Source organism: Haloplanus sp. GCM10025708 (genome assembly GCF_042663985.1).
GTDB lineage: Archaea > Halobacteriota > Halobacteria > Halobacteriales > Haloferacaceae > Salinirarus > Salinirarus marinus.
In genome coordinates, this window is sequence record NZ_JBHSZA010000011.1 from 1830628 (window position 1) to 1856284 (window position 25657).

At 68.2% G+C, this 25657-nt stretch carries 23 protein-coding genes, 1 tRNA gene and 8 pseudogenes; 23 read left to right on the plus strand and 9 right to left on the minus strand.

The window, feature by feature from the left end:
- The first annotated feature begins 123 nt into the window (after window positions 1-123).
- The 3 genes and pseudogenes from ACFQJD_RS13375 to ACFQJD_RS13385 all read left to right on the plus strand — a co-directional run.
- On the plus strand, window positions 124-312 hold the full coding sequence (locus ACFQJD_RS13375) for a hypothetical protein (RefSeq protein WP_379798860.1): 189 nt from the start codon (window positions 124-126) through the stop codon (window positions 310-312).
- 204 nt (window positions 313-516) lie between these two features.
- A pseudogene (locus ACFQJD_RS13380) lies at window positions 517-1051 on the plus strand (fumarylacetoacetate hydrolase family protein).
- Window positions 1052-1210: 159 nt separating this feature from the next.
- Window positions 1211-1635, plus strand: a pseudogene (locus ACFQJD_RS13385) (universal stress protein); the annotation flags it as partial.
- 6 nt (window positions 1636-1641) lie between these two features.
- Here the strand turns inward: ACFQJD_RS13385 and msrB are convergent.
- Window positions 1642-2049, minus strand: a complete 408-nt coding sequence (gene msrB / locus ACFQJD_RS13390) for a peptide-methionine (R)-S-oxide reductase MsrB (protein WP_379798862.1) — start codon at window positions 2047-2049, stop codon at window positions 1642-1644.
- Window positions 2050-2089: 40 nt separating this feature from the next.
- Complete coding sequence (locus ACFQJD_RS13395) at window positions 2090-2761, minus strand: HAD family hydrolase (RefSeq protein WP_379798864.1); 672 nt, start codon at window positions 2759-2761, stop codon at window positions 2090-2092.
- A gap of 78 nt (window positions 2762-2839) precedes the next feature.
- On the opposite strand from ACFQJD_RS13395, the gene ACFQJD_RS13400 reads away from it, so the two are divergent.
- From ACFQJD_RS13400 to ACFQJD_RS13410, 3 genes are all read left to right on the plus strand, one after another.
- Entirely contained in the window at window positions 2840-3394 is a 555-nt protein-coding gene (locus ACFQJD_RS13400) for a hypothetical protein (protein ID WP_379798866.1), read from the plus strand.
- A gap of 178 nt (window positions 3395-3572) precedes the next feature.
- The gene (locus ACFQJD_RS13405) at window positions 3573-4109 is read left to right on the plus strand and encodes a hypothetical protein (protein ID WP_379798868.1); all 537 of its coding nucleotides are present in this window, start codon (window positions 3573-3575) and stop codon (window positions 4107-4109) included.
- A complete protein-coding gene (locus ACFQJD_RS13410; protein WP_379798870.1) occupies window positions 4000-5190 on the plus strand; it encodes a hypothetical protein in 1191 nt (396 codons plus the stop codon). Before ACFQJD_RS13405 ends, ACFQJD_RS13410 begins: the two co-directional genes overlap by 110 nt.
- 155 nt (window positions 5191-5345) lie before the next feature.
- Here ACFQJD_RS13410 and ACFQJD_RS13415 read toward each other — a convergent pair whose 3' ends face one another.
- Window positions 5346-5585: a hypothetical protein gene (locus ACFQJD_RS13415; RefSeq protein ID WP_379798872.1), complete on the minus strand. Its 240-nt coding sequence runs from the start codon at window positions 5583-5585 to the stop codon at window positions 5346-5348.
- A 188-nt stretch (window positions 5586-5773) separates the two neighbouring features.
- Here ACFQJD_RS13415 and ACFQJD_RS13420 point away from each other — a divergent pair, with 188 nt between their 5' ends.
- From ACFQJD_RS13420 to ACFQJD_RS13470, 11 genes and pseudogenes are all read left to right on the plus strand, one after another.
- Complete coding sequence (locus tag ACFQJD_RS13420; RefSeq protein ID WP_379798874.1) at window positions 5774-6292, plus strand: hypothetical protein; 519 nt, start codon at window positions 5774-5776, stop codon at window positions 6290-6292.
- A gap of 252 nt (window positions 6293-6544) precedes the next feature.
- Window positions 6545-8119: a CARDB domain-containing protein gene (locus ACFQJD_RS13425; RefSeq protein ID WP_379798878.1), complete on the plus strand. Its 1575-nt coding sequence runs from the start codon at window positions 6545-6547 to the stop codon at window positions 8117-8119.
- A 26-nt stretch (window positions 8120-8145) separates the two neighbouring features.
- Window positions 8146-10383, plus strand: coding sequence for an efflux RND transporter permease subunit (locus tag ACFQJD_RS13430; protein ID WP_379800520.1), 2238 nt, complete (start codon window positions 8146-8148; stop codon window positions 10381-10383).
- A 162-nt stretch (window positions 10384-10545) separates the two neighbouring features.
- Window positions 10546-11441 (plus strand): annotated as a pseudogene (locus tag ACFQJD_RS13435) (dihydrodipicolinate synthase family protein).
- Window positions 11442-11584: 143 nt separating this feature from the next.
- Window positions 11585-12357: pseudogene (locus tag ACFQJD_RS13440) on the plus strand (CehA/McbA family metallohydrolase).
- 111 nt (window positions 12358-12468) lie between these two features.
- Entirely contained in the window at window positions 12469-12627 is a 159-nt protein-coding gene (locus ACFQJD_RS13445) for a hypothetical protein (RefSeq protein ID WP_379798880.1), read from the plus strand.
- Window positions 12624-13397, plus strand: a complete 774-nt coding sequence (locus ACFQJD_RS13450) for a S49 family peptidase (RefSeq protein ID WP_379798882.1) — start codon at window positions 12624-12626, stop codon at window positions 13395-13397. Before ACFQJD_RS13445 ends, ACFQJD_RS13450 begins: the two co-directional genes overlap by 4 nt.
- Window positions 13384-14373 (plus strand): DUF4350 domain-containing protein, encoded by a 990-nt coding sequence (locus ACFQJD_RS13455; protein ID WP_379798884.1) that lies wholly within the window; start codon window positions 13384-13386, stop codon window positions 14371-14373. Before ACFQJD_RS13450 ends, ACFQJD_RS13455 begins: the two co-directional genes overlap by 14 nt.
- Window positions 14374-14413: 40 nt before the next feature.
- Window positions 14414-14929: a peptidylprolyl isomerase gene (locus ACFQJD_RS13460; RefSeq protein WP_379798886.1), complete on the plus strand. Its 516-nt coding sequence runs from the start codon at window positions 14414-14416 to the stop codon at window positions 14927-14929.
- 42 nt (window positions 14930-14971) lie between these two features.
- Window positions 14972-15056: transfer RNA gene (locus tag ACFQJD_RS13465), tRNA-Leu, on the plus strand.
- A 525-nt stretch (window positions 15057-15581) separates the two neighbouring features.
- A pseudogene (locus ACFQJD_RS13470) lies at window positions 15582-16063 on the plus strand (DUF5813 family protein); the annotation flags it as partial.
- 4 nt (window positions 16064-16067) lie between these two features.
- On the opposite strand, the pseudogene ACFQJD_RS13475 reads toward ACFQJD_RS13470, so the two are convergent.
- The 3 genes and pseudogenes from ACFQJD_RS13475 to ACFQJD_RS13485 all read right to left on the minus strand — a co-directional run.
- Window positions 16068-16295 (minus strand): annotated as a pseudogene (locus ACFQJD_RS13475) (Lrp/AsnC family transcriptional regulator); the annotation flags it as partial.
- A 1-nt stretch (window position 16296) separates the two neighbouring features.
- Entirely contained in the window at window positions 16297-16980 is a 684-nt protein-coding gene (locus tag ACFQJD_RS13480; protein WP_379798887.1) for a potassium channel family protein, read from the minus strand.
- Between the two features lie 41 nt (window positions 16981-17021).
- Window positions 17022-17423 (minus strand): DUF2391 family protein, encoded by a 402-nt coding sequence (locus ACFQJD_RS13485; protein ID WP_379798889.1) that lies wholly within the window; start codon window positions 17421-17423, stop codon window positions 17022-17024.
- 60 nt (window positions 17424-17483) lie between these two features.
- On the opposite strand from ACFQJD_RS13485, the gene ACFQJD_RS13490 reads away from it, so the two are divergent.
- Window positions 17484-17717, plus strand: a complete 234-nt coding sequence (locus ACFQJD_RS13490) for an Lrp/AsnC ligand binding domain-containing protein (RefSeq protein WP_379798891.1) — start codon at window positions 17484-17486, stop codon at window positions 17715-17717.
- A 330-nt stretch (window positions 17718-18047) separates the two neighbouring features.
- Here the strand turns inward: ACFQJD_RS13490 and tmk are convergent, their stop codons facing one another.
- Window positions 18048-18689, minus strand: a complete 642-nt coding sequence (gene tmk, locus ACFQJD_RS13495) for a dTMP kinase (protein WP_379798893.1) — start codon at window positions 18687-18689, stop codon at window positions 18048-18050.
- Window positions 18690-18788: 99 nt separating this feature from the next.
- Here tmk and ACFQJD_RS13500 point away from each other — a divergent pair, with 99 nt between their 5' ends.
- The 5 genes and pseudogenes from ACFQJD_RS13500 (at window position 18789) to cofG (ending at window position 23697) form a co-directional block, all read left to right on the plus strand.
- Complete coding sequence (locus tag ACFQJD_RS13500) at window positions 18789-19673, plus strand: complex I NDUFA9 subunit family protein (protein ID WP_379798895.1); 885 nt, start codon at window positions 18789-18791, stop codon at window positions 19671-19673.
- A 224-nt stretch (window positions 19674-19897) separates the two neighbouring features.
- Complete coding sequence (locus ACFQJD_RS13505) at window positions 19898-21085, plus strand: tubulin/FtsZ family protein (protein ID WP_379798897.1); 1188 nt, start codon at window positions 19898-19900, stop codon at window positions 21083-21085.
- A 24-nt stretch (window positions 21086-21109) separates the two neighbouring features.
- Window positions 21110-21853: a hypothetical protein gene (locus ACFQJD_RS13510; RefSeq protein WP_379798899.1), complete on the plus strand. Its 744-nt coding sequence runs from the start codon at window positions 21110-21112 to the stop codon at window positions 21851-21853.
- A gap of 10 nt (window positions 21854-21863) precedes the next feature.
- Window positions 21864-22483 (plus strand): annotated as a pseudogene (gene cofC, locus ACFQJD_RS13515) (2-phospho-L-lactate guanylyltransferase).
- A 78-nt stretch (window positions 22484-22561) separates the two neighbouring features.
- Window positions 22562-23697 (plus strand): annotated as a pseudogene (cofG, locus tag ACFQJD_RS13520) (7,8-didemethyl-8-hydroxy-5-deazariboflavin synthase subunit CofG).
- Between the two features lie 4 nt (window positions 23698-23701).
- Here cofG and ACFQJD_RS13525 read toward each other — a convergent pair.
- Together ACFQJD_RS13525 and cofH are read right to left on the minus strand one after the other, a co-directional pair.
- A complete protein-coding gene (locus tag ACFQJD_RS13525; RefSeq protein WP_379798901.1) occupies window positions 23702-24256 on the minus strand; it encodes a metal-dependent hydrolase in 555 nt (184 codons plus the stop codon).
- A complete protein-coding gene (gene cofH / locus ACFQJD_RS13530) occupies window positions 24253-25623 on the minus strand; it encodes a 7,8-didemethyl-8-hydroxy-5-deazariboflavin synthase subunit CofH (RefSeq protein WP_379798903.1) in 1371 nt (456 codons plus the stop codon). Before cofH ends, ACFQJD_RS13525 begins: the two co-directional genes overlap by 4 nt.
- Between the last annotated feature and the right edge of the window lie 34 nt (window positions 25624-25657).

Sequence of the window (25657 nt, forward strand, 5' to 3'; positions counted from 1 at the left end):
ATCTTTCAGGAACGTTTATTATCGTCCGTCGTCCAGGGGCGTACATCGATGATGGTCGTATCCGTACGCTGATTCTCCCCCGACGGAGCGTCGCCCGCCGACCGCCCGCCGCCGACCATCGAAATGAGTACACGCACCACCGACGCCACCGACGCCGATTCGACCGACCGAACACCGACCGACCGGCCTGCTACCGACCCTGCTGACCGCGCGGCCGCGGGCGCGCCGCGCCTGTTCGACGCCGCCTCGACGGCGCGCCTGCCCAACCTGTTCGACCGCGAGAATCGGGCCGTCGTCGAGACGAAACGATAATCCAGTCTGGCGTCCGTTCGACGACCGATGCGACTCGCACGTATCCGCACGCCCGATGGAGTCACGACCGGCGAATACGACGACGGCACCGTCCGCGCCGAGGACGGAACGTACGTCGTCGGCGAGGACGCCGACCTGCTCGCGCCCTGCGAACCGTCGGTCTTCTACTGCGCCGGGCGGAATTTCGGCGGCAAAATCGACCAGATGGGCGAGTCCGACCACCCCGACCGACCGGACTTCTTCGTCAAGCCGCCCGTCTCGCTCCACCACCCCGAGACGCCCATCGACTACCCCGAGTGGTGTTCCGAATTCACCTACGCGGGCGAACTCGCGGCCGTCGTCGACGAAGCGTGTTCAGACCTCACCCCGGCGGAGGCCGAGGACGCCATCCGGGGGTACACCGTCCTCAACGACCTGGACTCCTCGACCAGGACCGCCGGACGGCGCGCAAGGCGTTCGACGGATCCGCCCCCTCGGGCCGTGGATCGAGACGGACGTCGACCCGACGGCGATCGACATGTACACCGACGTCAACGGCGAACGGCGACAGGAGGCCAACACCGAGCGGATGCTCTTCTCGCCGACGGAGATCGTCGCCTTCCTCTCGGAGCGATGCACGCTGAAAGCCGGCGACGTCGTCTCGTTCGGCAGTCCGCCGAATCCGGGCGTCCTCGAACCGGGTGACGAGATCGAAATCCGCTACGAGGGCGTCGGCACCCTCCGAAACACCGTCCGGTGAGTGTCGCGGCGTTTCGGACGAGCGCGTTGCCGCGGGGGTCGTCCGCTTCGGGCTGTGCGCCGCGACACCCGCGCCGATTCGCCGTCCCCGCGGCGTTCGACGCGGGCCGTCAGCGAACCGAAAAGGGTGTATCCGTCCCGGGCGACCTACGAACAGACAATGTACGAGGACATCCTCCTCCCGACGGACGGTAGCGAGTCGATGGACGCCGTCGTCGAGCATACGATCGACATCGCTACCCGGCGCGACGCGACGGTCCACGTGTTGTACGTCGTCGACGACCGGGCATTTCTGACGCTCCAGGACGAGGTGAAGACGGACGTCCTCAAGGAACTCGAGGCGGAGGGGAGGCGGCGACGGCGACGATGGCCGACCGCCTCCGCGAGGCCGGCGTCGACGTCCGCACCGAACTCCGGAAGGGCGACCCCGCCGACGTGATCCTCGACTACACCCAGGAGGCGGACGTCGACCTCGTCACCATGGGGACCCACGGTACGGAGTACGAACGGAACATGCTCGGCAGCGTCTCGCAGAAAGTGGTCACGGTGTCGTCCATCCCCGTTCTGACCGTCAACATCGCCGACCAGGCGTCACTCCTCGGTGTCGAAGTCCAGCGCGGCCGAGTTGATGCAGTAGCGCTCCCCCGTCGGCTCCGGGCCGTCCTCGAAGACGTGGCCGAGGTGACCCCCGCAGTTGGCACACGTCACCTCGATGCGGCGCATGCCGTGGCGGGTGTCGACCTCCCGCTCGACGTTCCCCTCGACGGCGTCGTAGAAGCTCGGCCACCCGCACCCCGAGTCGAACTTCGTCTCGGCGTCGAACAGGGCCGCGCCACAGGCCCCGCAGACGTAGGTGCCGTCCGCCTTCTGGTCGAGGTACTCGCCGCTGAACTTCGGTTCGGTCCCGCGCTCCCGCAGGACGTGATACTCCTCGTCGGTGAGTCGTTCCCGCCACTCCTCCTCGGTCGTCGGCAGGTCGTCCGATTCGGGTTCGCTCATGGGTGCTGCTACGCGAGCGAGACGGATATACTGTCGCCTCTCACTCCGCGACCGGAACGCGGTCCAGTTCGAGGAGGTCATCCAGCCCGCCGAGTTCGTGTGTGGGTTCGACGGCCGGCGTGTGGTCGCGGCGATGCGGGCGGCGGACGAACGCGGAGTCGAGGCCGGCGTTCGCGGCGGCCAGCAGGTCCGCGTCGCTGTCGCCGACGAACAGCGCCGACTCCGCGCCGAGGTCCGACAGCGCCCGTTCGAGGTAGTGCGGGTCGGGCTTTTTCAGGTCGAGGCTCTCCACGGTCGGCTCCCGGCCGTAGGCCGTCTCGAACAGGTCGTGCGTCCCGAGGAAGTCGTGGTGGAAATCGACCGTCTCCTGCTGGTTCGAACTGACGATGCCCCGCGGCGTCGCCAGCGACCGGACGGCGTCGAAGTCGTCGTAGAGGCCGACGCGGCGCTCCCGGAGTTCGGTCTGCTGGGCCAGCGACGCGTGTCGCTCTCGGGCGCGCCAGAAGGCGTCCGGGTCGACGTCGTACCGGCCGGCGACGCTCGCGACGGCGTCGGGCGTGACGTGGATGGCCACCTCCGCGACGTCGTCGGGGTCGGGGTCGCTCACACCGACGGCGTCGAACGCCCGGCGTGCCGCGGCGTGGAGGACGTCGAGCTCGACGAGTTCGACGAGCACGCCGTCGTTGTCGAAGAGTACGGCGTCGTAGGTCACGGGAGCAGCAGGCGGACGACGGATAAAAGCGTTTCAGCGCGGCGGCGCTGCCCCGCCCTTTAATTCGCGCGGTGCCGATTGACGGACCGATGGCCGACGAGCCCATCGGACGACGACGGGTACTTCAGGGGCGGTCGCCCTGCTCTCGGTGCTGCCGGGCTGTGGGAACGTCTTCATCGAAGAGCCGACGCCGACGCCCGACGAGCGGGGACCGACGCCAGCGCCGACGCAGACGCCGGCACCCACGCCCGCCGACACGCCGACGCCAGCGCCGACGCCGACGGCGGCGCTCCCGAGCAACCGGCTCGAAATCCGTCGGTCCGCCTTCTCCTCCGTCTCGATCGGTTCGAGTCTGCCGTCTACGTCGACTTCGAGGTGCGAATCGAGAACGTCAGCCGGCGGGTCCTCGAGTTCGTCGAGTACCGGGTCGACGTCCGGTACGACGCCCCGGAACTGTCTCGAACCGTCGCCACCGACTACTTCTCGCGGCGCTTCCCGGAGGGGCTCGAAGCGGGGGAAACGGCCCGGCTCACCGGGACGGCGAAGTTCGTCCGCGACGGCCGGGCCGAGCGCTCGACCGACGAAGACGACTTCGCTCTCGAGTTCGCGTTTCGCGAAGTCGATTTCAGGTGACGCGCCCCGTTCGGGAGCGTCGCTCCCCCGCGGCGGCGACGCTACCCCACAAAGTACTTACCCAGCACACAGATAGAGTAGGGTGATCACGAGTAGTGTTTCAGATGCTTCGGAATTCAGCTGCGAGGGAGGGGGGACGGGGAGCCTCGGCGCGCTCCTGCTCTCCGGCCTCCTTCTGTTGTCGGTCGCCGTCGCGCCCGTCGCCGCGGCCTCCTCGAACGCCGATTCGGGGTCGCCCAGCGTCGGCTTCGGCGAGGCGGTGACGACCGACCAGCGCGGCGACGTCGTCGCCGTGCCGCTTCGGCTACACGGCGTGTCGGAAGCGACGCTGAGCATCCGGGCCGCCGACGGCGCGTACCGGTCGCGCGTCGGGGTCCGCGACGGCGACGGCGACGGCAACGTCACGGTTCGGTTCAACACGTTCCGCGCGGGATGGCGTAGCGGCGAGCGGGCCGCCTTCTCGGCGGCCGGCGAGGGGCTGGATAACGTCGGTCGAGCGGACGTCGCCGCGACGGTCGACCCCCGTCGCCACCGGGCGGTACAACCTCGTCGCCTCCACGCCGGGGTCGAGTACGTCCGCCGTTCTCGAACTGACGCCGGGGTCGATGGACGCCGCCACCGCGAACGCCGTCGCGGACGAACGACTGCCGTCGGGTGCCGTCGGGAACGTCACGGCCGCGAAGGCGTTCGAGGCGGACGCCGTCGCCGAGGGTGATTACGCCGTCGTGGCGTTCGACGCCAGCGGCGTCGGGGGCCAACTCGCGGGGGTGGCTCCGGGTCGAAATCTCGTCTACCCCCACAACAGTTCGCCCGGCGCGGACACGACCCACACGGTACAGGTCGCCCCCGATCGGCCCGTTTCGTTCGAGACGGTGACCGTGAACTACGCCGGCATCGACGGCGGTCCGCCGTCGGGGCTCTCGCAGTTCGGTTCGGAGAACATCGCCCACGTCGGCGTCGACCGCGACGGTGACGGCGTCGTCGAGACCGACCTCACCTCGTCGGTCTCCGAGTTCCGGAGCAACACCGCCGGCCAGATCGCGCTCACGTTCTCGGACGCGGTCGAGGTGGCTGCCGGCGAGACGCTGCTGGTCCAGTACGCCGTGACCAACCCCGACCGGACCGGGACGGATTCGGTCGCGGTCTCGCTCGATGACGCCTACCGGGAGAGCGGTCAGATCGTCTACGGCCCCGCCGGGCAGGGGACGCTCGGCTACGGGCTCGACCTCCGTCTCACCGCCACCGACGGCGACGACGTCGTGGCACCGCTTCCGGTCGACTACCGCTTCGCGCCCGAGTCGGACACGCTGTACGCCCTCGTCGACACCGCCGCCCTCTACGACGGCGATTCGCGCGAGTTCGAGATGACGCTCTCCCGGTCGGCGAGCAACCCCGTCGTCGAATCGGACGACGGCACGGGCACGCTCGGCGCGGCGTTCACGATCACGGATCGGCGCGTGACGCTTGTCTCCCCCACGGAGACGGACCCGATCGTCGTCTCCCCCGGTAACGTGACCTTCGAGGCGACGACGACGCTCGCGCCCGAGAGCACCGTCGTCGTCCGGCTATCGAGCGGCGGCAGCAACGGCTTCCTCCTGCGGACGGTGAGTACCGTCGACGCCGGCCGGTCCGTCGAGGCGAGCATGACGGTCCCCAACTACAGCGACGAGCAGTCGTTCGAACTCACCGTCGAGGACGGCGACGAGGTCGTCGGCGGGCCGTACGACGGCGTCGTCCGGAACGACTCCGCGGCCGGGGCGGCCGACACGACCGTCTTCAGCTGGGCGCGCGCCTGACCCCCATTTTAAGTCGATCGCCGTCACAGTGTCGGGTATGCCGTGGGCTTTGCGGGTGAGCGAATGATGTGGCTGCTCTCGCTCGTTCTCGCGGGCGCGCTCGTGCTGTTCGTCCACTCCGTCATCTCCCGCACCCGCTCGGATCCGTCCGGCCGCTACCGCTCGACATCCGCCGTCGCCCTCGTCGGCATCTGCGTTCTCGCGGCCGTCGGTGGCGTCGCACTGGGAGTCGGCGGACCGTCGCCCGCGACCCCGCCCGACGGGGCGTCGACGCTCCAGCAGTCGACGCCGACCGCCGAGGCAGCGACGACGCTCCAGCGGTCGACGCCGACCGCCGAGGCGTCCACCGACGCGTCGCCGACGATCGTCCACGTCGCCGACGGCGACACGCTCACCGTTCGGCGCGCCGACGGCCGACTGGAGACGTACGCGCTGGCCGGCGTCGACGCCCCCGAGACGGGGGAACGATCCGCGGGCGTTCGGAGGCGTCCTCACCGGCTCGCGCGGCGCGGCGTGTCTCGCCGAGTTCGGCCGACGCGCCACCGTCTTCCTGCGGACGAACTACCTCGACCGGCCGGTCGAGATGTCGGTCGTCTCCGACGGCCCCCGGAAGCGAGCGCACGTCTCGGTCGACGGGACGTCGCTCAATCGCCGCCTCGTCGCGCGGGGCTACGCACGGGCCGACGGCGGCTACGCGCGACTCGAGGCCCGCGCCCGGTCCGGCGACATCGGCCTCTGGTCGTGTGGCGTCGTCTCCGTGCCGCCGACCGACGACGACGGCCTCGCGATCACGAAAGTCCACCCGAATCCAGACGGTGACGACGCCGAGAATCTCAACGGCGAGTACTTCGTCGTCGAGAACGTCGGTACGGAGACCGTCCATCCGGGCAACTGGTATCTCGTAGTCGACGACCGCCGATACCAGTTTTTCGGCCCCCGGGAACTCCTCCCGGGGCAGGCGATGCGGGTCCACACGGGGAGCGGCCGGGACACGCCGCCCGACCGCTACCTCGGTGCGAACGCGCCGCTTCTCGACAACGACCACGCCACGATCGTCCTCCGCGACGGCGACAACGTTCGGAACGTCACCGTATCGTACTGATCTCCGACCGCACTGCCGAGTGGCGGTCCGGCGCTACCTCGACAGGTTTCAACTCCTCCGCGTTCTTTCTGACTCCGCGTGTCGACGTCGGCCTGAATCGGCGCTCGGCGGGAGCTAACCGATATTTCTCACACAGAGAATTAAACTTTATTTCCGTTTCTTTTAGTAAACCGTCATCGTTAACCCGCGTCTCTCACAGTAGCGAACGCACATGCGACGGGTGACGATACTACTCGTAGTCGGGCTGTTACTGTGACGCCGGCCGTGCCGGTGCTGGCCGACGATTCGGTCTACGGCGAACCGGACCTCTCGCTGTCCGTGGCCGACGACACGTTCAGGGCGAGCGAGACGGCGACGCTCTCCATCGACGTCACGAACGACGGGCAGATCTATCAGGGCGGTCCGGCGAAGTACGAACAGCAGGTGCAGACGGCTCGTAACGTCCAGATGAAGATCCTGGAGGATCGCATCGACGCCCCCATCGACGTGAAGACGGGGACGGTGGCGATCGGGTCGATCCCCGAGGCGAGTACGGCTCCGTTCGAGTTCGCCCTCGAACTGGGCCAGGTCCAGCCCGGGACCTACCGCATCCCGGTGGAGGTGTCGTACAAGCACGTCCGCGCGGTCACCTACAGCGACACGGAGCAACCGGAGTACGTCTGGCTCGAAAACGACGAGCGAAAGTACGTGACGATCCGCGTCGAGGACCGCCCGCAGTTCGAGGTCGTCTCCGAGGGGAGCAACTCCCTGTTCGCGGGCGACACCGGCACGCTCTCGTTCTCGCTGAAAAACACGGGGACGAGGGAGGCGCGGGCGGCGTCGGTGCGACTCTCCTCGAAAGCGCCCGAGGTCTTCTTCGGTAATCCCTCGAACCAGCAGCGGACGACCAGCCTCTACGTCCCGTCGCTCGCGCCCGGCGAGACGACGAATCTCTCGGTACAGGTGGGCGCGACGGGCGACGTCTCGCCCGGCGAGTACCCCATCGAGACGGTCGTCGCCTACCAGAACCAGAACGACGTCACGGAACGGTCGGACGCGCTGACGACCGGCGTGACCGTCCGCCCGGAACGCACGTTCGCCATCGACGACCTCCGGACGCAGAACTTCCGGGTCGGCGAGAGCGAGGCGCGGATAACGGGCGACGTCGTCAACGCCGGTGAGGGGGTCGCACGGAACGTCGTCGTCCGCCTCCGGACGAACGGCCCCATGACGCCGACGAACGGCGAAAGCGCGGTCGGCGACCTCGAACCCGGCGAGTCGAAGCGGGTGTCCTTCACCACCGCCATCTCCGAGGACGCCCAGCCGGGAACCAACTCCTTCGCCTTCACCGTCGAGTACGAGAACGCCGAGGGCGACGTGCGGACGGCCGGAAATCCGGTTCGCAAGTCGATCAGCATCGGGGAAGAGCGCGACCCCTTCCGCGTCGTCGGCGTGAACACGTCGGTGACGCCGGGCGGGACGGCCGACCTGCGCGTGCGGTTGCAGTACCTCGGTGACGACCCCGTCTCGGCGACGAACGCGAAACTGTTCGTGAGCGACCCGCTCTCCTCGTCCGACGACGGGGCGTATCTCGGGACAGTCGAACCGAACGAGACGACGACGGCCACCTTCCGCGTCAGCGCCGCCTCCGGGGCGCTCGTCAAATCGTACGCCGCCTCGGTCGAGGTGCGGTACGACGAACCCGACGGCGACACCAAGTTCACCGACGGCCTCTCGCTCGGCGTTCCGGTGAGCGAATCCGAGAGCGGACCGCCCGTCCTCCCCATCGCCGTCGTCGTCGGCCTCGTCGTCCTCGGTGCCGGGGCGTACCTCTATCGCCGCCGATGACCCCCACCCTCGCGGAGCGTGGTGAGATGGCCGGGATGAGAGACGTCTTCGGTGCCGTCGGCGACGGAATCCAGCGCCATCCCGTCGCGACGCTCATCGTCGCCCTGGTGTTGATATTCGCGGCCTTCGGCGGTGCCACCCAGATTACGAGCGTCACCGGCGACAGGGCGTTCGTCGGCGAGAACCCGACGCTGGAGACGTTCTCGGAGACGTTCGACCGCGGGAGCATCGCCGTCCTCGTCCGCGGCGACGTCACGGAACCGGCGACGATCCGAGCAATCGACCGGTTCGACCGACGGATGTCGGAAGTCGAGAACGTCGCCACCGTCGTCAGCCCCGCCGACCGGGTGCGCCAGCGGTACGGCCGCATCCCCGACTCGCAGGCGAAAATCGCGTCCGTCGTCGGGTCGCCCGACTACACCATCGTTCAGGTAATCTTCACCCCCGGGCTCACACAGACGGAGGAGCGGCCCATCTTCTCGCAGGCCGAGACGGCGAGCGAGTGGGCGCGTTTCCCCGCCGCCGTCACCGTAACCATCACCGGGAGCGCGGCCTTCTCCGCCCAGCTCTCGGTGCTCATCCAGCAGAGCACCCAGCAGCTACTCGGCCTCGCAGTCGGCTTGATGATCGTCGCCCTCTTTTTCCTCTTCCGGGGCGTCAGACTCCGCTTGCTCCCCATCGTTGCCGTCTTCATCGGCGTCATCTACACCTTCGGCGCGATCGGCTACGCCGGCGTACCGAATTCGACGCTGACCAGCGCCGTCTTCCCCATCCTCATCGGCCTCGGCATCGACTACTCCGTGCAGTTCCACGAACGCTACGAGGAGGAACTCGAGTCACATCCGCCGAGGGAGGCACTGCCACGCGCGATGAGCGGCATCGGCCCGCCCGTCTTCGTCGCGATGCTCTCGGCAGCGCTCGGGTTCGGCGCGACGTGGATCTCGACCGCCGGGACGCCGGCGTTCGTCTGGTTCGCTCAGACGTCTATCTTCGGCGTCATCCTGACGTTCCTCGCGGGCATCCTCGTCCTCCTGCCCGTTCTCACGCTCTACGCTCGGTGGCGGGGTGACGGGTCGTCGGACCGGGCGGCCGACGCGGCGGTCGAAGCCGGCGAGATCGGCCTCCTCGGCCGCGTCCTCGGACAGTCGTCGCGATTCCTCGCCAGTCACCCCTTGCTCGTGCTCACGATCGCCCTCGTCATCGCTGGAGCCGGCTTCCAGGCGTCGTCGTCGCTCGAAACGATGGCAGACACCGAGGAGTTCATCCCGCAGGACCTCCCGGCGTACGTCGACTTACAGCAGTTCCGGTCGGTCACCGGCGGCGGGACGAGCGTCCAGCACGACGTGCTCGTGACGGGCGATCACCTCAAGCATCCGAGCGTGTTACGCTGGATGGAACGCTTCGAGGACGTCGCCGTCGGCACACCGCTCATCGAGGCCGTCGACACGCCGGCGTCGCTCGTCCAGCAGTACAACGGCGGCGAGATTCCACAGACCAGAGCGGGCGTCGATCGGGTCCTCGATCGGATTCCCGCACAACAGCGCGCGCAGTATTACGCCGACGGCTACGCCCACATCACCGTCGTCGCGCCACAGGACATGACCACCGCACAGACGATCTCGTTCATCAACAACGCTCGCGAGGCCATCGAGTTCAGCAATCCGCCGCCGGGCGTCGAACCGAAACTCACCGGGACGTCGGCCGTCTCGCCGCCCAGCATCGTCTCGCAGATCGAGTCGCGCAACACGACGACCCTGCTTGGCGTGGGCTTCGTCTTCGGGGCGCTGTTCATCTACTACCGCGATCTCGTGAAGGCTATCGCCCCGCTGGTGCCGATGGGGTTCGTCCTCGGGTGGCAGAACCTCTACATGGTCGCGCTCGACATCCCCGTCTCGCCGCTCGGAGCGAGTCTCGGCGCGATGAGCGTCGGCATCGGTGCCGAGTACACCATCATCGTGATGGAGCGCTACTACGAGGAGAAGCAACGCGGCGGCGTGAGTCGCCTCGCCGCCGTCGAGACGGCGGCGACCCGCGTCGGCAAGGCCATCTCCATCTCCGGGATGACCACCGTCTTCGGCTTCTCCGCGCTGACGCTCTCGCCGTTCCCCATCCTCGGCGACTTCGGCTATCTGACCGTCGGCGTCATCTTCCTGACGCTCGTCGCCGCGCTGGCGACGCTCCCGCCGACGCTGGTCGTTCTCGACACGCTGGACGAGCGGATTTCGGCGTTCCTGAACGCGCGACGCGGCGTCGCTGACGCCTGACTCGGGGTCCGTTTCCGCCCTTCGAACGCTCGCGTCCGTGCCATTCGCGGGCCTCGGGGACGTGGGCAACCCGGAGCGAACGCGGGTGTTCGGGATCACCGCGACGCCGACGCGGAGGATCGCCGACGAAACCACTAACCAGGCACCGCTGAGTGACGTCATATGTCCACAGATGACTTCGGAACTGTTCTTGCACCCGTCGTGACGCCGTTCGCGGACGGCGACGTCGACGCGGAAGCGCTCGCGGACCTCGTCGCCTTCCAGCGGGAGGCGGGCGTCGAGGGGTTCGTCCCTTGCGGGACGACAGGCGAGTTCGCTGCCTCGACGACGAGGAGTACGCCACGGTCGTCGAGACGACGGTCGAGGCAGCGGGCGACGCCCCGGTCCTCGCCGGCACGGCGAATCCGAGCGTCGCCGGCACCGTCTCCCGCATCGAGGCGGCCGCGGCCTGCGGGGCCGACGCCGCCCTCGTCGTCCTCCCGTACTTCCACGCCGCCAACGACCCGGCGGGCAACGAGCAGTTCCTCCGCGAGGTGCTCGACGCCGCGTCGCTCCCGGTCGTCCTCTACAACATCCCCGCCTGCGTCGGACAGGAGATCGACCCCTCGACGCTCGAAGCCGTCGCCGACCACCCCGACGCCGTCGGCATGAAAGACTCCAGCGGCGACATGACGTACTTCGTCGAGTGCCTACGCCGGACGCCCGACGACTTCGCGCTGTATCAGGGCTTCGACAGCCAACTCGTCCCCGGCGTCGGCATGGGCGCGACGGGCGGTATCAACGCGCTGGCGAACGTGATACCGGAGGCGTTCGCGGCGGCCCTCGACGCCGTCGCCGCCGGTGAGACGGGGCGGGCGCGGGAGATTCAGACGGACCACATCGCACCGCTGTTTCAGGCGTGTGTCGCCCACGGCTTCGCGCCGGCGACGAAGACGGCGCTCGTCGCGCGCGGCGTCCTGTCGGACGCGGCCGTGCGCCCGCCGCTGGTCGAACTCGACGACGACGCCGTGGCAGACATCGAGGCATGCGTTCAGAACACCGTTTCGGCGTTCGAGTGATGGCACGACCCGGCCGGCGCGTCTGACCGCTCCGATGCGCTGTCACGGGGCACGGGAGACGATCGGAGCCGACGTGGACGATCGAGCCCCGCGCCCACGTTTCCGGCCGTGAAGCTTTCGGTGGCTGGGCACGAAGGCGAGTCGTGGTATCGACGACGATCCGGATCGACCCGCACGTTCACAGCGAGGCGTCCCACGACGGCGAGGACCCGGTGGAGTTGATTCTGGAACAGGCGGCCGACATCGGGTTAGACGGCGTCGTCGTCACGGATCACGACGTCATCCGGGAGTCGCTCCGGGCGGCCGAACTGGCACCGGAGTACGGACTCGTCGGCATTCCGGGCGTGGAAGTGACGACGGCCGTCGGCCACCTCCTCGCGATCGGGGTGGAGGCGATGCCCCGTTGCACGCGCCGTTCGAGGAGACGGTGGCGTGGATTCGCGACCACGGCGGCGTGGCCGTCGTCCCGCACCCGTTCCAGCGGAGTCGACACGGCGTCCGCAAGCGCAACCTCACCGACTGCGACGCCATCGAGGTGTTCAACGCGTGGCTGTTCACCGGCTATCGCAACCGTCGGGCCCGGCGGTTCGCGACGGCCAACGGCTACCCCGGCATCGCCGCCAGCGACGCCCACGAAGTGCCGTACGTCGGCCGGGCGTACACCGAACTGGAGATCCCGGACGTGTCGCGGGCCGACCTCGACGGGGCGACCGTCCTCAGGGCCATCCGCGACGGATCGACCGCCATGCGCGGCCGCCGACAGCCCATTCCGGAGTCGGCGAGCCACTACACGACCGGGATGGCGCGAAAGAGCGGCTACTACGCCAAACTGGGGGCGATTCGCGGCGGCTACTACGCCAAGACGGGTGCCCTCCGCGGGGTGCAGCTCCTCTGGCAACTCTCGCCGCTCTCCTGACGCCCGCGCTCGTCCGTCTCGATCCGCACAATCCGACGTTTTTAGTAGCGTAACGACGAGTGTCAGACGGGACATTCGATGTTAACATCTATCAAAGCCCTCCTTCGACGAGTGGCGAAATCGTACGTCCTGTTCGTCGTCATCGGGGTGGTCGTGGGGGCCGCCCTGGCACCGGTCGCGTGGGACGCCGCGGAGTCGGACGGCACCGTCGCCGTCGTGCCCCTCGCGGGCAGCATCGACGGGGGAGCGCGTCCTCGTTCACGTCGATGATGTCGCGTGCGAGACAGGACCCCGACGTCGAGGCGGTGGTCGTCGTCACCAACAGCGGGGGTGGGGCGGCCGCCGCGAGCGAGGAGCAGTATCTCCAGATGAAACGGACGGCCAACGAGATGACCGTCGTGACGGCGGTGGACGCCTCCGCCGCGTCCGGAGCGTACTACACCGTCGTGCCGAGCGACTACATCTACGCGAAACCGGCGTCCATCGTGGGGAGCGTCGGCGTCCTCGCCAACGTGCCGGTGGACGTGGAGCCGAACGGCCTCATCGCGACGACGGGGCCGAACAAGCTCTCGGGCGGTGACGGGCGGGAGTTCCACTACCTCCTCGAATCGCTCGGGAACGCCTTCTACAACGCCGTCTTCGAGCAGCGTGGGTCGAAACTCGAACTCACGCGAACGGAACTCGCCCAGGGCCGCATCTACAGCGGCACCCAGGCCGTCCAGAACGGCCTCGTCGACGACGTCGGCGGGACGCAGGCGGCCGTCCAGAAGGCGGCGGAGCTGGAGAACCTCTCCGACTACGAGGTCCGGCGGATGACGCCTTCGAGCGAGATCCGGTTCGTCGCCCGGTCGAACTACGTCGCTTCGACGGTGCCCGAAAAGCGGATGGTCGACGCGTCGTACTTCCTGGACGACGAAGCGTCGACGCCCGTCTTCCTGATGCTTCCGGCGTCGTATCTCGACGAGGCGGACGGTGAGACGATCGGCGACCCCGTCAACGAGACGACCGCCGACGGGGAGGTGACCAATGCGACGCGCTGATCTCGCAAAGCGCGTTGCCGTCCTCGTCGTGACGGCGGTCGTCGTCCTCGCGATCGCCGGTGCCGGCGCGACGGTCGAACCCGACACCGAGCCGTCTCCGATCCCGGATACGACCGAGTACGCCCCGTCGAACGTCGTCCCCGAGCAGATACCGGCGACGGGGACGATTTCGCCGGATGCGAGCGCCGCGGACGGGACGGGGACGGTTCTCATCGACGACGCGCACAACAACCGCTTCTCGCGGTCCGACATCGAACCGCTGGTGGACGCGCTCGTTCGCGTCGGCTACACCGTCGAGTTCTACACGGGCGGTGACCTCGCGGCCAACCTCCGGGACGCGGACGCCTTCCTCGTCGTCGACCCCTCGTCCGAGTTCGCGCCGGGCGACGTCGACGACGTGCGAACGTTCACCGGCCGCGGCGGCCGTCTCGTGATGGTTGGCGAACCGACCCGCGTCGCCGTGAGTTCGGGGCTCCTGGGGACGTCGATCTCGACACAGGAGAGTCAACTGACGTCGCTCGCCTCCGAATACGGGATGAGCATCGACACGCGGTATCTCTACAATCAGGAGACTGCGGACGGCAACTACAAACACGTCGTCGCGGAGTCGACGGGACGGGGCGACCTCGACGGCGTCGACCGGACGGCGATGTACACGGCGGCCGCCGTCACCGTCCACCGCGGCACGACGCTCCTCGAAACGACCGCGAACACGCAGAAGTCGCCCCAGAGCGACGTGAGCGGGCGCTTCCCCGTCGCCGCGACCAAGGGGAACGCCCTCCTCGTCGGCGACAAGACGTTCATGTCGTCCGGTCGGTACAACGTCGCCGACAACGAGGCGTTTCTCGCCTACATGGTCGAGTTCCTCGTCGCCGGCGACTACGATCCGCCGCCGGAACCGGATGACGGCGCCACCGCGACGCCGGGAGATCGGTCCACGACGACCGAAGGCCGATCCGCGACGACCGGGGCCTGAAGCACACGGGCTTTATGGCGGGGCCGCCTGAGATGGGCGTATGAGCAATCCGACGGCGACGCTACACACGAACCACGGCGACATCACGGTCGAACTGTTCGAGGAGCGCGCCCCGCGGACGGTGGAGAACTTCGTCGGCCTCGCCACCGGCGAGAAGGAGTGGACGGATCCGGAGACGGGCGAGCAAAAGCAGGGCGAACCGCTCTACGACGACGTCCCTTTCCACCGCGTGATCGAGGGGTTCATGATCCAGGGCGGGGACCCGACGGGCACCGGCCGCGGCGGGCCGGGCTACACCTTCGACGACGAGTTCCACGACGAACTCACCCACGACGGCCCGGGCGTCCTCTCGATGGCGAACAGCGGACCGGACACCAACGGCTCGCAGTTTTTCGTCACGCTCGCGGCCCAGCCCCACCTCGACGGCCGTCACGCCGTCTTCGGTGAGGTCACCGACGGCATGGACGTCGTCGAGGAGATCGGATCGGTACCGACGGACGCGAACGACCAGCCGAAATCGGACGTCGTCCTCGAATCGGTGACGATCGGACGATAGTACCGAAAACCACTTGCGGGCGTACCGGGTACGCCGAACTGCGCGAGGGTGGCTGAGCCAGGCCAAAGGCGGCGGGCTTAAGACCCGCTCTCGTAGGAGTTCGGGGGTTCGAATCCCCTCCCTCGCATTCGTTCTTCGAGCGTCAGCGAGAAGACGACGCGGACGGAGGGATTCGAACGTTGAAACGAGCGTAGCGACGTTCCGGGAGTTCGAATCCCCTCCCTCGCATTTTCCGGCTCGACCGAACGGGAGAGCCGTGAAAGTGTCACGAGGGGATTCGAATCAGGGAGCGACCGGACGGAGCGACCGTGGTTCGAATCCTCTCCCTCGCATGTTTCTCCGGACGCCAGCGAGGAGTCGCAACGACTACGGAGATCGCTCTGGGCAGTAGCACAGAGTGCCGACGCGAGGGTTCGAGACGCCGCCGACTACGCGGTTCGAGTCACACGAAAGCGAAAAGCGAGTCGTGTGGGAAAAAGCCACACGACCGCTTGCCGCCCTGAATTGGTCCCCGCTGACGCTTCGGCCCTCCAGACGAAGCGTCGAGTAAACGCAACCGCGGCACGGACTTAAGCTTGCCGCACTCGGCAGAATTCCATGCGGCCGCGCGACGACGCGGGGTTTTTCCGGCGTGACCGCCTCTGTCCGCACGATGACGGAGGTTCACGGTCGCGTTCGACGCGCGTTCGCCGACCACGAGTCGTTCGAACGCATCGCCGACGACTGCTACGAGCTGGTGACGACGCCGTTCGATGGACGAGTCGAAATTTCGCCCGCCGAGGGGGCCGCCACCGGTTCGCGGTGACGGTTCGCGTCCCGACGCTCGGTGCCGTCGTCGAGGGCGACGTCGCGCCCGTCGTCGAGGACGGCTGGTACGAGACGTTCGCCCTGCGCCTCGAAGACGTCGACGGCGTGATGCGGCGCGAACGCGACGTCACCCCCGACGTGGAACGCGAGGGGGACGACGTAATCGTCGAGGCGGCGTTCGAGGACGTGAACGAACGACGCGCCGTCGACGACGCCGCCGCCCTCGTCGACTACGTCGAGGGGACGTACGTCCAGGGCGTCATTCCGGGGTACGACTACACCGACCCCGTGGCGGGCATCCTCTCGCGAGCCGAAGAGACGGCCGGCTTCTGTCCATCGCGATGTACGTCTGAGTGTCCTCGACGCCCGCGATGGACTGGAGATTCGTCGCGACGATGTCCTTGATCTCGGCGGTGGTGTCGGCCTCGACGCGGGCGACGAGGTCGAAGTCGCCGGCGACGATGTGGGCCCGCGTCACACCATCGATGGCCGAGATGTCTCCCTTCAGGCGGTCCGCTTCCCCCGTGTTGGCTTTCACCATGATGTAGGCGACGACCATCTCACTCACCACCCGCGGTGGCGGGGACGCGCTCGCCGACGAGCAGCTGCCGGACGTCGTCCAGCACTTCGTAGTCGGCGAGGACGGCCACGCGGTCGCCTTCTTCGAGCGAATCGTCGGGGAGCGGAACGCGCATCGGCTCGTCGGCCTTCCCGAACGCGAGCAGGCGCGTCTGAGCCGGAAGTTCGACCTCCTCGATCGAGTAGCCGCGCATCGGCGACGCCTCGGTGACGGTGATGAGCAACACCTGGAGGTTCTGAGCGACGTCCGCGATGGCCTGAATCGATCCGCCCAGCAGGGCGTTCTTGGCGACGATGGCCCCGAGTCGCTCCGGATAGACGATTTCGTCGACCTCGGCGGCGTACTTGCGATAGATCTCCTCGCGGTAGTCCTCGTCGATCCGCAGGATCGTCCGGCAGCCGTGGTGTTTGCCGATCATACACGCCGCGAAGTTGGCGTTGAGGTCGCTCGTCAGCGCGCCGAGGGCGTCGGCGGTGGCGACGTCGGCCGCTTCGAGGACGTGCTCGTGTGAGCCGTCGCCCTCGACGACGTCGAAGCCGTCGGCCCGGGCGCGAGCGACGCGGTCCCGGTCGCGTTCGACGAGGGTGACGTCGTGGTCTTCCTCGCGGAGGACCCGGGCGGTACGGAGTCCGACCCTCCCGGCACCGATGATAACAAACCGCATGATTGTCAGTACAGTTCCGGAGGTGAATAACTTTGCGTCGGTCAGAAGACGCTGTCGGCCGTCGCCGCGCCGATAACGCTGAACATCGACCCGATGCTAATGGCCTTGGCCGTGGTCGCGGGCGTCGCGCCGAACGTCCCCGGGGCCGCGAAGACGAACGCGAGCGTGGTCACCGAGGCGTACGAGATGACGACGAGCGAGACGAACCGAAGGGGAATGCCGCCGACCTCCGCCTCCGCGTCGGGGTCGCGGTCCGCGTCGGCCCGGTACAGCGTCCCGTAGCCGATCGCGAAGACGATGAAGACGGTGATCGCCGTCCGAATCCAGTTCATCGACGCCGCCAGCAGCCAGACCTCCTCGGTCACGACGAACGGTGCCGAGAGGAGGAAGCCGCCGACGATCTGTTGGGCGACGTCGGAGACGCCGAATCGTCCTCGAATCATCGTCTTCCGACTCGATCCCCGGGAGGAAGGCTTTTGCCATGTCATCGTGTACCACGACGCATGGTTCACGCGTTCATCATGGTGAAAACGGGGGCCGGGGAGTCGGAGACCCTCCTCTCCGACGTCGACGGCATCGAAGACGTGACGGAGGCCCACGTCGTCGCCGGCGACTACGACATCATCGCCGAAGTGGACGCCCCCGAGGTGTACGACGTCCTCCACGTCGCCGCCAGCGGGATACAGAGCCTGGCCGGCGTCCTCGATACGCGCACCTACGTCGCGATGGACGACTAGCGCCGTCGGCGACGCCCGACCGCTCGCCACACCGACAGTGCAAAGCGGCTGGCCGACGTACGGCGGCTATGGCTTCGGTCCTCGATTTCGCCCTCGTGGGCGTGGTGTTCGCCGTACACACCGCCATCGCGGCCGTCCTGACGCGCTTGTTCCGCATCCAGCTGAAGACGCGCGCCGGAACCGCCGTCTTCGTCGCCTTCCTCGTTCCGGTGTCGCTCGTCGTTACCACACAGGTGTTCACGGGCGTGTTGGGCGTCGGGAGCGGCCTCGACGTCTCCGCGACGGCGTTGCTCGCCACCCTGGTCGGCGTCCCGCTGGCGCTGGGCGTCACTATCGACGTACTCTACATGCCCACGCCCGAGGAGTACGACCTGCCCGACGCTCGGTCCTGGTGGTCAGCCGCTCCACCAGCGCCAGCACGTCGTCGACGACGTCCGCCAGCGGCTGCGTCGCGTCGACGCGGTGAAACCGGTCCGGTTCGGCCGCGATGAGGCGTTCGTAGTTCGACCGGACCTCCCGGAGGTAGTCGAGTTGTTCGAACTTGTTGGTCGCGCCGCTCCGGTCGACGGCCGTCTCGGGGTCGACGTCGAAGTAAATCGTCGCGTCGGGCGTCCGCGAGAACGCGGCGTGGATTTCGCGGACGTACTCCAGGGGACGATCGACGTCCGTCGCCGAAAGCGTCGCCGCCTGGTAGGCGAATCGGGAGTCCGAGTAGCGGTCGGAGATCACGAGCGCCCCCTCGTCGAGCGCCGGGCGGACGACTCGCGAGAGGTGGTCCGCGTGATCCGCGGTGTAGAGAAACAGCTCCGCGAGCGGGTCGGCGTCGTCGTCGTCGACCGAGCGAAGCACCGCCTCGCCGTACCACGACTCCGTCGGCTCCTTGGTGAACACCGCGTCGGGGTAGGATTCGTGGAGCACCTCCCATATCGAGGTCTTCCCGCTCCCGTCGAGTCCTTCGAGGGTGACGAGCATACCGGGTGGTGTCGAGGCCGACGCTTAAGCGTTGGTTTGCGCCACGGCGTACCGCTGTCGTGCCGTAGCTTTACAACGACACGCGGCCTGCTTCCGAGTATGGAGGTTCTCGTCACCGGCGGGAGTGGATTCGTCGGCAGTCACCTGTGTCGTGAACTGAACGAGCGCGGACACAGCGTGACGGCGCTCTCGCGGTCACCGGACGTCGCCGACCTGCCCGAGGGCGTCGACACCGCTGTCGGCGACGTCACCGCCTACGACTCCATCGAAGGCGCGTTCGAGGGCCAGGACGTCGTCGTCAACCTCGTCGCCCTCTCCCCGCTCTTTCGACCCAGCGGCGGGGACGAGATGCACGACGTCGTCCACCGACAGGGCACCGAGAACGTCGTCGAGGCGGCGGAGGCGGCGGGCGTCGAGAAACTCGTCCAGATGAGCGCGCTCGGTGCCGACCCGGAGGGGCCGACGGCGTACATCCGGGCGAAGGGCCGCGCCGAGGAGGTCGTCCGGGCGTCGGACCTCCGGTACGTCATCGTCCGGCCCTCCGTCGTCTTCGGTGACAGCGGGGAGTTCGTCGCCTTCACGAAGAAACTCGCGCCGCCGTACGTGACGCCGCTTCCGGGCGGTGGGAAGACGCGTTTCCAGCCCATCTGGGTGGGCGACCTGGTGCCGATGCTGGCCGACGCCGTCGAGGACGACGCCTACGACGGCGGCGTCTACGAAATCGGCGGTCCGGAGGAACTCTCGCTCGCGGACGTCGCCCGCGCCATCCACGAGGCCGAAGGCCGCTCCGTGAACGTGTTGCCCGTGCCGATGCCGGTGGCCAAAATCGGGCTGTCGATCCTCGGTGCGGTGCCCGGCGCGCCGATGGGGCCCGACCAGTACCGGTCGCTCCGGTTCGACAACACCACGGAGCACAACGACTGTGAGGCGTTCGGGGTGAGCGAATCCGAGTTGAAGACCCTCGACGAGTATCTGCAGGAGTGAGCGATGCACAACGGGGTGAGCGATGCACACGAAGTGAGCGATGCACACGAAGTGAGCGATGCACGACGCCCGTCGGACGCTCGTCAGTCACCGTAACGAGTGATTAAGCCTCGCCGCTATCTGCCGATTTCGGCCCCCGAAACGCCCTTTCTGCGGAGATTCCATCACAAGGCTTATGTCTGTTTTAGTAGTTGGTTTTACCCAATGACGAGGGGACAGAAACCATGAAATTAGCGATGATCGGCTTCGGACAGGCCGGCGGAAAGATCGTCGACAAATTCCTCGAGTACGACGAGCAGACGGGGAGCGAGATCGTCCGCGCGGCCGTCGCCATCAACACGGCCAAGGCCGACCTGATGGGTCTCGAACACATTCCGAACGAGAACCGCGTGCTCATCGGCCAGTCGCGGGTGAAAGGCCACGGCGTCGGTGCCGACAACGAACTCGGCGCGGAGATCGCCGAGGAGGACATCGACGAGGTTCAGGGCGCTATCGACGGTATCCCGGTCCACGAAGTCGACGCGTTCCTCATCGTCGCGGGTCTCGGCGGCGGGACCGGCAGCGGTGGATCGCCGGTGCTGGCCAAACATCTCAAGCGCATCTACACCGAACCCGTCTACGCGCTCGGCGTCCTCCCGGGGAGCGACGAGGGCGGCATCTACACGCTCAACGCCGCGCGGTCGTTCCAGACGATGGTCCGCGAGGTGGACAACCTCCTGGTGTTCGACAACGACGCCTGGCGCAAGACCGGCGAATCCGTCCAGAGCGGCTACGACGAGATAAACGAAGAGATCGTTCGGCGGTTCGGCGTCCTCTTCGGTGCCGGCGAGATTCGGCAGGGGCAGGAAGTCGCGGAGTCCGTCGTCGACTCCAGCGAGATCATCAACACCCTCTCGGGCGGCGGCGTCTCCACCGTCGGCTACGCCTCCGAGATGGTCGAGAAACAGCCCAAGTCGAGCGGACTCCTCTCGAAACTCACCGGTGGTAACGACGACCTCGAGGACCAGCTCGACTCGGCGAACACGACCAACCGGATCACGAGTCTGGTGCGAAAGGCCGCGCTCGGCCGACTGACGCTCCCGTGTGAGATCGACGGTGCCGAGCGCGCCCTGCTCGTGATGGCCGGACCGAAGGCCTACCTCAACCGGAAAGGCATCGAACGCGGGCGGAAGTGGCTCGAGGAGCAGACCGGTAGCATGGAGGTCCGCGGCGGTGACTACCCGCTCCAGAGCAGCAACCGCGTCGCGTGTGCCATCCTGCTGTCGGGCGTGACGAACGTCCCCCGCATCAAGGAGCTCCAGCAGGTCGCCATCGAAGCACAGGACAACATCGAAGAGATACGCGAAGAGAGCGAAGACAATCTCAGGAACTTAGTCGAGGATGACGAAGACGAACTCGAGTCGCTTTTCTGAGTCGCGCTCGCGGGACTTCTCGTCTTGCTGGTCGCGGCGGCCCCCGTCACGGCCGCGTCCATCGCGAACGAAGACGTCCCCCAGGAAGCACAGGTCGGAACGCAAGTGACTGCGACGATCACGCTCGACGAACTGTACCAGAACCCCACGCTCGAATCGTGGCAACTCGAAGGAACGACGGAACTGACGAACGTCTCGTGGACCGTCGTCTACTACGATCAGACCGGATCGAAGGTGAACCAGCGCGAGTTCACGGGCCAGCAGTTCTCCGGCGCGCCCGTCTCGGCCGACACCGGCACCAGCGAAGTTCGCGTGCGGATCACCGGCACGGTCCCGCGCGTCCAGCAGTTCAGCTACGACCCGCCCCAGGAGTTCCTGCTGATGGAACTCACCCAGACCCAGGAGGGTGGCGCGAGCAACACGCTCGGCACGTGGACCACCCACCACTTCACGGAGCGGAGCGACCAGGCCCGAAACGCCATCGACGAGGCGCAGGCGGCCATCGACGACGCCGAAGCGTCCGGGGCGAACCCACAGGAGGCCCAGACCGACTTCGACGACGCCGTCGCCGCCTACAACGACGGGAGTTTCGACGTGGCGATCAGCCTCGCCAACAGGGCCGTCGACAAGGCCAACGCCGCCCAACAGTCCAGACAGACCCGCCAGACGATCATCTACGCCGTCGCCGGCCTGGTCGTCGTCGGCCTGATCGTCGGCGGCTTCCTCTACTGGCGGTCGCAACGGCAGACTTACGACCGCCTCGGCTGACGCTCCCCGTATGCGGTTTCTCGTCCCGTACGCGGCCGATCGGCCGAAGACGCGTCTCGCGGACGTCCTCGACGACGACGACCGAGCGGCGTTCGCCGCGGCCATGCGGCGGGACGTCGTCTCGGCCATCCGCGCGGCCGGCCACGACGCCTCGATTCTCTCGACGGCCCCCTCGACTCGGCCGCCGCCCCGGTGACCGTCGACGACCGGCCGCTCTCGGCGGCGGTCAACGCCGCCCTCGACGCGTCGACGCCGCTCGGTCTTCTCGCCGCCGACCTCGCGCTGGCGACGCCGGCGGCCGTGTCACGCCTCGCCGACGCCGACGCCGACGCCGACGTCGTCCTCGCGCCGGGGCGCGGCGGCGGGACGAACGCCCTCGTCGTCCGCCACCCCGACTTCCGCGTCGACTTCCACGGCGCGTCCTATCTCGACCACCTCGCGGCCGCCCGCCGTGTCGGTGCCGACGTGACCGAAGTGGACTCGATGCGCCTCTCGACGGACGTCGACGACCCGTCGGACCTCGTGGAGGTACTCCTCCACGGCGCGGGCGAGGCGCGAGAGTGGCTCGTCGACGCCGGGTTCGTCCTCGACGTCGGGGAGGGACGCGTCGGAGTGCGACGCGAGTCGTGAGGCGCGTCGGAGTGCGACCGTGGGGCGACCCACGCCGCGAGTGCCACCTTTTTGGCCCCAGGGCGACGACGCGGGAGTATGGATCCGCTGGCCGACGCCGGAGTCGACGTCCGCGAGAGCGACATCGAACGCCTGCTCTCGGTCGGCCCCGACGACGTCGCGGCCGCATCGAAACTCACCTTCTCGCGGAACGTCTTCCTCCCGCTGACGACGGCGTGTCGGTACACCTGTACCTACTGTACCTTCTACGACGCGCCGGGCGAGGCGAGGCTCATGCCGCCCGAGTCGGTGCGCGAGACGCTTCGCACGGGCGCGGACGCCGGCTGTACGGAGGCGCTGTTCACCCTCGGCGACGACCCGGACGACCGCTACACCCAGGTCCACGCCCAGCTCGACGACTGGGGCTACGACTCCATCCGCGACTACCTCTACGACGCCTGCGAGATGGCGCTCGACGAGGGCCTCCTGCCCCACAGCAACCCCGGCGACCTCTCGCCGGCGTCGATGGAGCGACTGGCCGAGGTGAACGCGAGTATGGGCGTCATGCTGGAGACGACGGCGGACGTGCGCGCCCACGCCGGATCGCGACGGAAGACCCCCGCCGACCGCCTCGAGACCATCCGCGCCGCCGGCGAAGCCGGCGTCCCGTTCACGACCGGCATCCTCGTCGGCATCGGCGAGGAGTGGCGCGACCGGGCCGAGAGCCTGCTGGCCATCCGCGCCCTCCACGAACGCTACGGCCACGTACAGGAGGTCATCGTCCAGAACGTCGTCCCGAACGAGCGGTCGGAGTTCGAGCAACCGAGCGTCGAGACGATGCGCCGCGTCGTCTCGATGGCGCGCGCCTGTCTCCCCGAGGCGGTGTCGGTGCAGGTGCCGCCGAACCTCTCGCCGACGCGGGACCTCCTCGATTGTGGCGTCGACGACCTGGGCGGCGTCTCGCCCGTCACCGACGACTACGTCAACCCCGACTACGCGTGGCCCGCGCTCGACGAACTCCGGGCCGTCGCCGACGAGGCGGGCGTCCCCTCTACGAACGACTGCCGACGTACGGCCGCTATCTCCCCGCTGACTACCGACCGACGACCCTCTCCGCCGCTCCCGCCGACGGCGAGTGGCTCGCCCCGAAGATCCGGGCCGCTCTCGGCGCGGACGACGAGGCCGGCCGGCGTTACCGCGAGGTGGCGCGGCGGCGACGGCGGCCGTCCGCGTAGCCGATTAGATGAACTTCTCTTCGAGCGCCGGCAGTCGCTTTCTGACGAGCGTGTACGCGAGGGCGACGAGGAGCATCGCGACGGTCACCCGGCGGACCAGGCGGCCGAACGCGAACAGGCCCGGCGCGGAGAGGACGGCGGTGAGCGCGAGATCCTCGGGCGCGCCGTCGTAACGGACCCAGTATCGGGGGCGGAGCCACTCCCCGCGGGTGTGGACGAACACCGCCTCGGGCGACGTTCGTTCCCACGGACGGGGCTCGACGCCCGCGCCGAACCAGTCCGTCCCCGAGTGGACCGCCGCGGCAACGAGAAAGAGGGCGGCCGCGGCCGTGAGCGGACGGGGAACGACGGCGGCGAGGAGCAGTGCCGGCACCGCGACGACCCAGTAGTAATGCGGGAAGTGGAGCGTCTTGCGGTGATAGCCCACCAGCAGATCGAAGTCGGGGAAGATGCCGCCGGCGACGGCACCGAGCGCGGCGGCCGGCGCGAGTTCCGGCGCGAGGACGAGGACGGGGAGAGCGAGCACCAAGCCGACGGCGGCGTGGGTCGTCCCCATCATGAGCGTGGATTCTCGAACATGGGCGTGCCGTCGGCCCGGGGACCGAGGCCGGGGCCGTACGGAGCGTCGCCGGCGTCGAGGGGACGGAACGTGGAGTAGTCGGTCGAGCGCTCGACCGGCCGGCGGCCGATGGCCGTCACCATGTCGACGTACTCCTCGAAAGTGCGGAACTCGCCGTACTCGCCGCCGGCGCGCCGGGTGATCTCCTCGGAGAGGATGGTCCCCATGAAGTCGTTCGCGCCGCAGTTGAGGGTCTTCAGCGATTTCTCGTCGCCGAACTTCACCCACGACGTCTGGACGTTCTCGACGTTGTCGAGAAAGAGCCGCGAGACCGCGATCATCAGTTCGTCCTCGGCGTCGCTCGCACCGCCGGAGACGAGGCCGCGGTCGTACAGCGGCGTCTGCTGGTGGACGAACGACAGGGGAACGAACTCCGTGATGCCGCCGGTCCGGTCCTGCAGGTCGCGGACGCGCTGCAGATGCATGACCCGGTGCATCTCGTTTTCGACGTGGCCGTACATGATCGTCGCCGTGACGGGCAGGCCGGCGTCGACGGCTCCCTCCATCGCGGCGAGCCACTCGTCGGTGCCGATCTTGCCGGGGCAGATGACGTCGCGCACCTCGTCGACGAGGATCTCGGCCGCGGTGCCGGGCGCGCTGTCCAGTCCCGCCGCGCGGAGCGTCCGGTAGACGTCCTCGTAGTCCCAGTCGGTCCCGCGTTTCGCGTGGAACGCCTCCTCGGGCGTCACCGAGTGGACGTGGACGCCGTCGACGGACATGGCCCGGATCTGCTCGACGTACGTCCCGGGGTCTTTCTCGTAGACGGACGCCGGCTTGTAGTCGACCTCGCTGGCCGCGTTCTCGACGCCGTCGAGCAGTTCGCGGTGGTCGTCGTTCAGCGCCAGCGCCGGGTGGAGCCCGCTGACCGAACACACCTCGTAGATCCCGAGGTCGAGCGCGTCGTCGACGACGTCCCGCGATTCGTCGGGCGTCTTGGTGAAGCCGCCGTGGTCGCCGTCGTGTGCGGCCTCGAACTCGTGGGCGGTGTCTTTGAAGTTACAGAACAGACAGCCGGTGTTGCAGGCCGTCGTGACGTTGTTGTTGAGGTTGGCGACGAAGGTGACGTCGTCGCCGACCACCTCCGCGCGCCGCCGGTCGGCCGCCTCCAGCACCCGCTCTTTCCGCACGGGGTCGATGCCCGGGGCGTCCGTCCCCGTCGTCAGCAGTTCGACGCCGTCGGCGACGGTGAGTCGAATCCCGTCCCGCGCCTTCGCCAGCGCGTTCTCGAAGGACTGGTCCGTCTCGGGGACGTGGTCGAAGTCGAACGCCCCGGCGTCGGTGGCCGTCCCTGCCGTCGCGTCGCTCATTGCGTGATAACAGGGTCCGAACGGTAAAAAAGCC

Excerpts from the sequence above, each read along its gene's own strand:
- ACFQJD_RS13375 (WP_379798860.1), top strand. The coding sequence starts at position 124 with ATGAGTACACGCACCACCGACGCCACCGACGCCGATTCGACCGACCGA.
- msrB (WP_379798862.1), bottom strand. The coding sequence starts at position 2,049 with ATGAGCGAACCCGAATCGGACGACCTGCCGACGACCGAGGAGGAGTGG.
- ACFQJD_RS13410 (WP_379798870.1), top strand. The coding sequence starts at position 4,000 with ATGGACGCCGCCACCGCGAACGCCGTCGCGGACGAACGACTGCCGTCG.
- ACFQJD_RS13420 (WP_379798874.1), top strand. The coding sequence starts at position 5,774 with ATGTCGGTCGTCTCCGACGGCCCCCGGAAGCGAGCGCACGTCTCGGTC.
- ACFQJD_RS13430 (WP_379800520.1), top strand. The coding sequence starts at position 8,146 with ATGGCCGGGATGAGAGACGTCTTCGGTGCCGTCGGCGACGGAATCCAG.
- ACFQJD_RS13450 (WP_379798882.1), top strand. The coding sequence starts at position 12,624 with ATGATGTCGCGTGCGAGACAGGACCCCGACGTCGAGGCGGTGGTCGTC.
- ACFQJD_RS13455 (WP_379798884.1), top strand. The coding sequence starts at position 13,384 with ATGCGACGCGCTGATCTCGCAAAGCGCGTTGCCGTCCTCGTCGTGACG.
- ACFQJD_RS13460 (WP_379798886.1), top strand. The coding sequence starts at position 14,414 with ATGAGCAATCCGACGGCGACGCTACACACGAACCACGGCGACATCACG.
- ACFQJD_RS13480 (WP_379798887.1), bottom strand. The coding sequence starts at position 16,980 with ATGCGGTTTGTTATCATCGGTGCCGGGAGGGTCGGACTCCGTACCGCC.
- ACFQJD_RS13485 (WP_379798889.1), bottom strand. The coding sequence starts at position 17,423 with ATGATTCGAGGACGATTCGGCGTCTCCGACGTCGCCCAACAGATCGTC.
- ACFQJD_RS13490 (WP_379798891.1), top strand. The coding sequence starts at position 17,484 with ATGGTTCACGCGTTCATCATGGTGAAAACGGGGGCCGGGGAGTCGGAG.
- tmk (WP_379798893.1), bottom strand. The coding sequence starts at position 18,689 with ATGCTCGTCACCCTCGAAGGACTCGACGGGAGCGGGAAGACCTCGATA.
- ACFQJD_RS13500 (WP_379798895.1), top strand. The coding sequence starts at position 18,789 with ATGGAGGTTCTCGTCACCGGCGGGAGTGGATTCGTCGGCAGTCACCTG.
- ACFQJD_RS13505 (WP_379798897.1), top strand. The coding sequence starts at position 19,898 with ATGAAATTAGCGATGATCGGCTTCGGACAGGCCGGCGGAAAGATCGTC.
- ACFQJD_RS13525 (WP_379798901.1), bottom strand. The coding sequence starts at position 24,256 with ATGATGGGGACGACCCACGCCGCCGTCGGCTTGGTGCTCGCTCTCCCC.
- cofH (WP_379798903.1), bottom strand. The coding sequence starts at position 25,623 with ATGAGCGACGCGACGGCAGGGACGGCCACCGACGCCGGGGCGTTCGAC.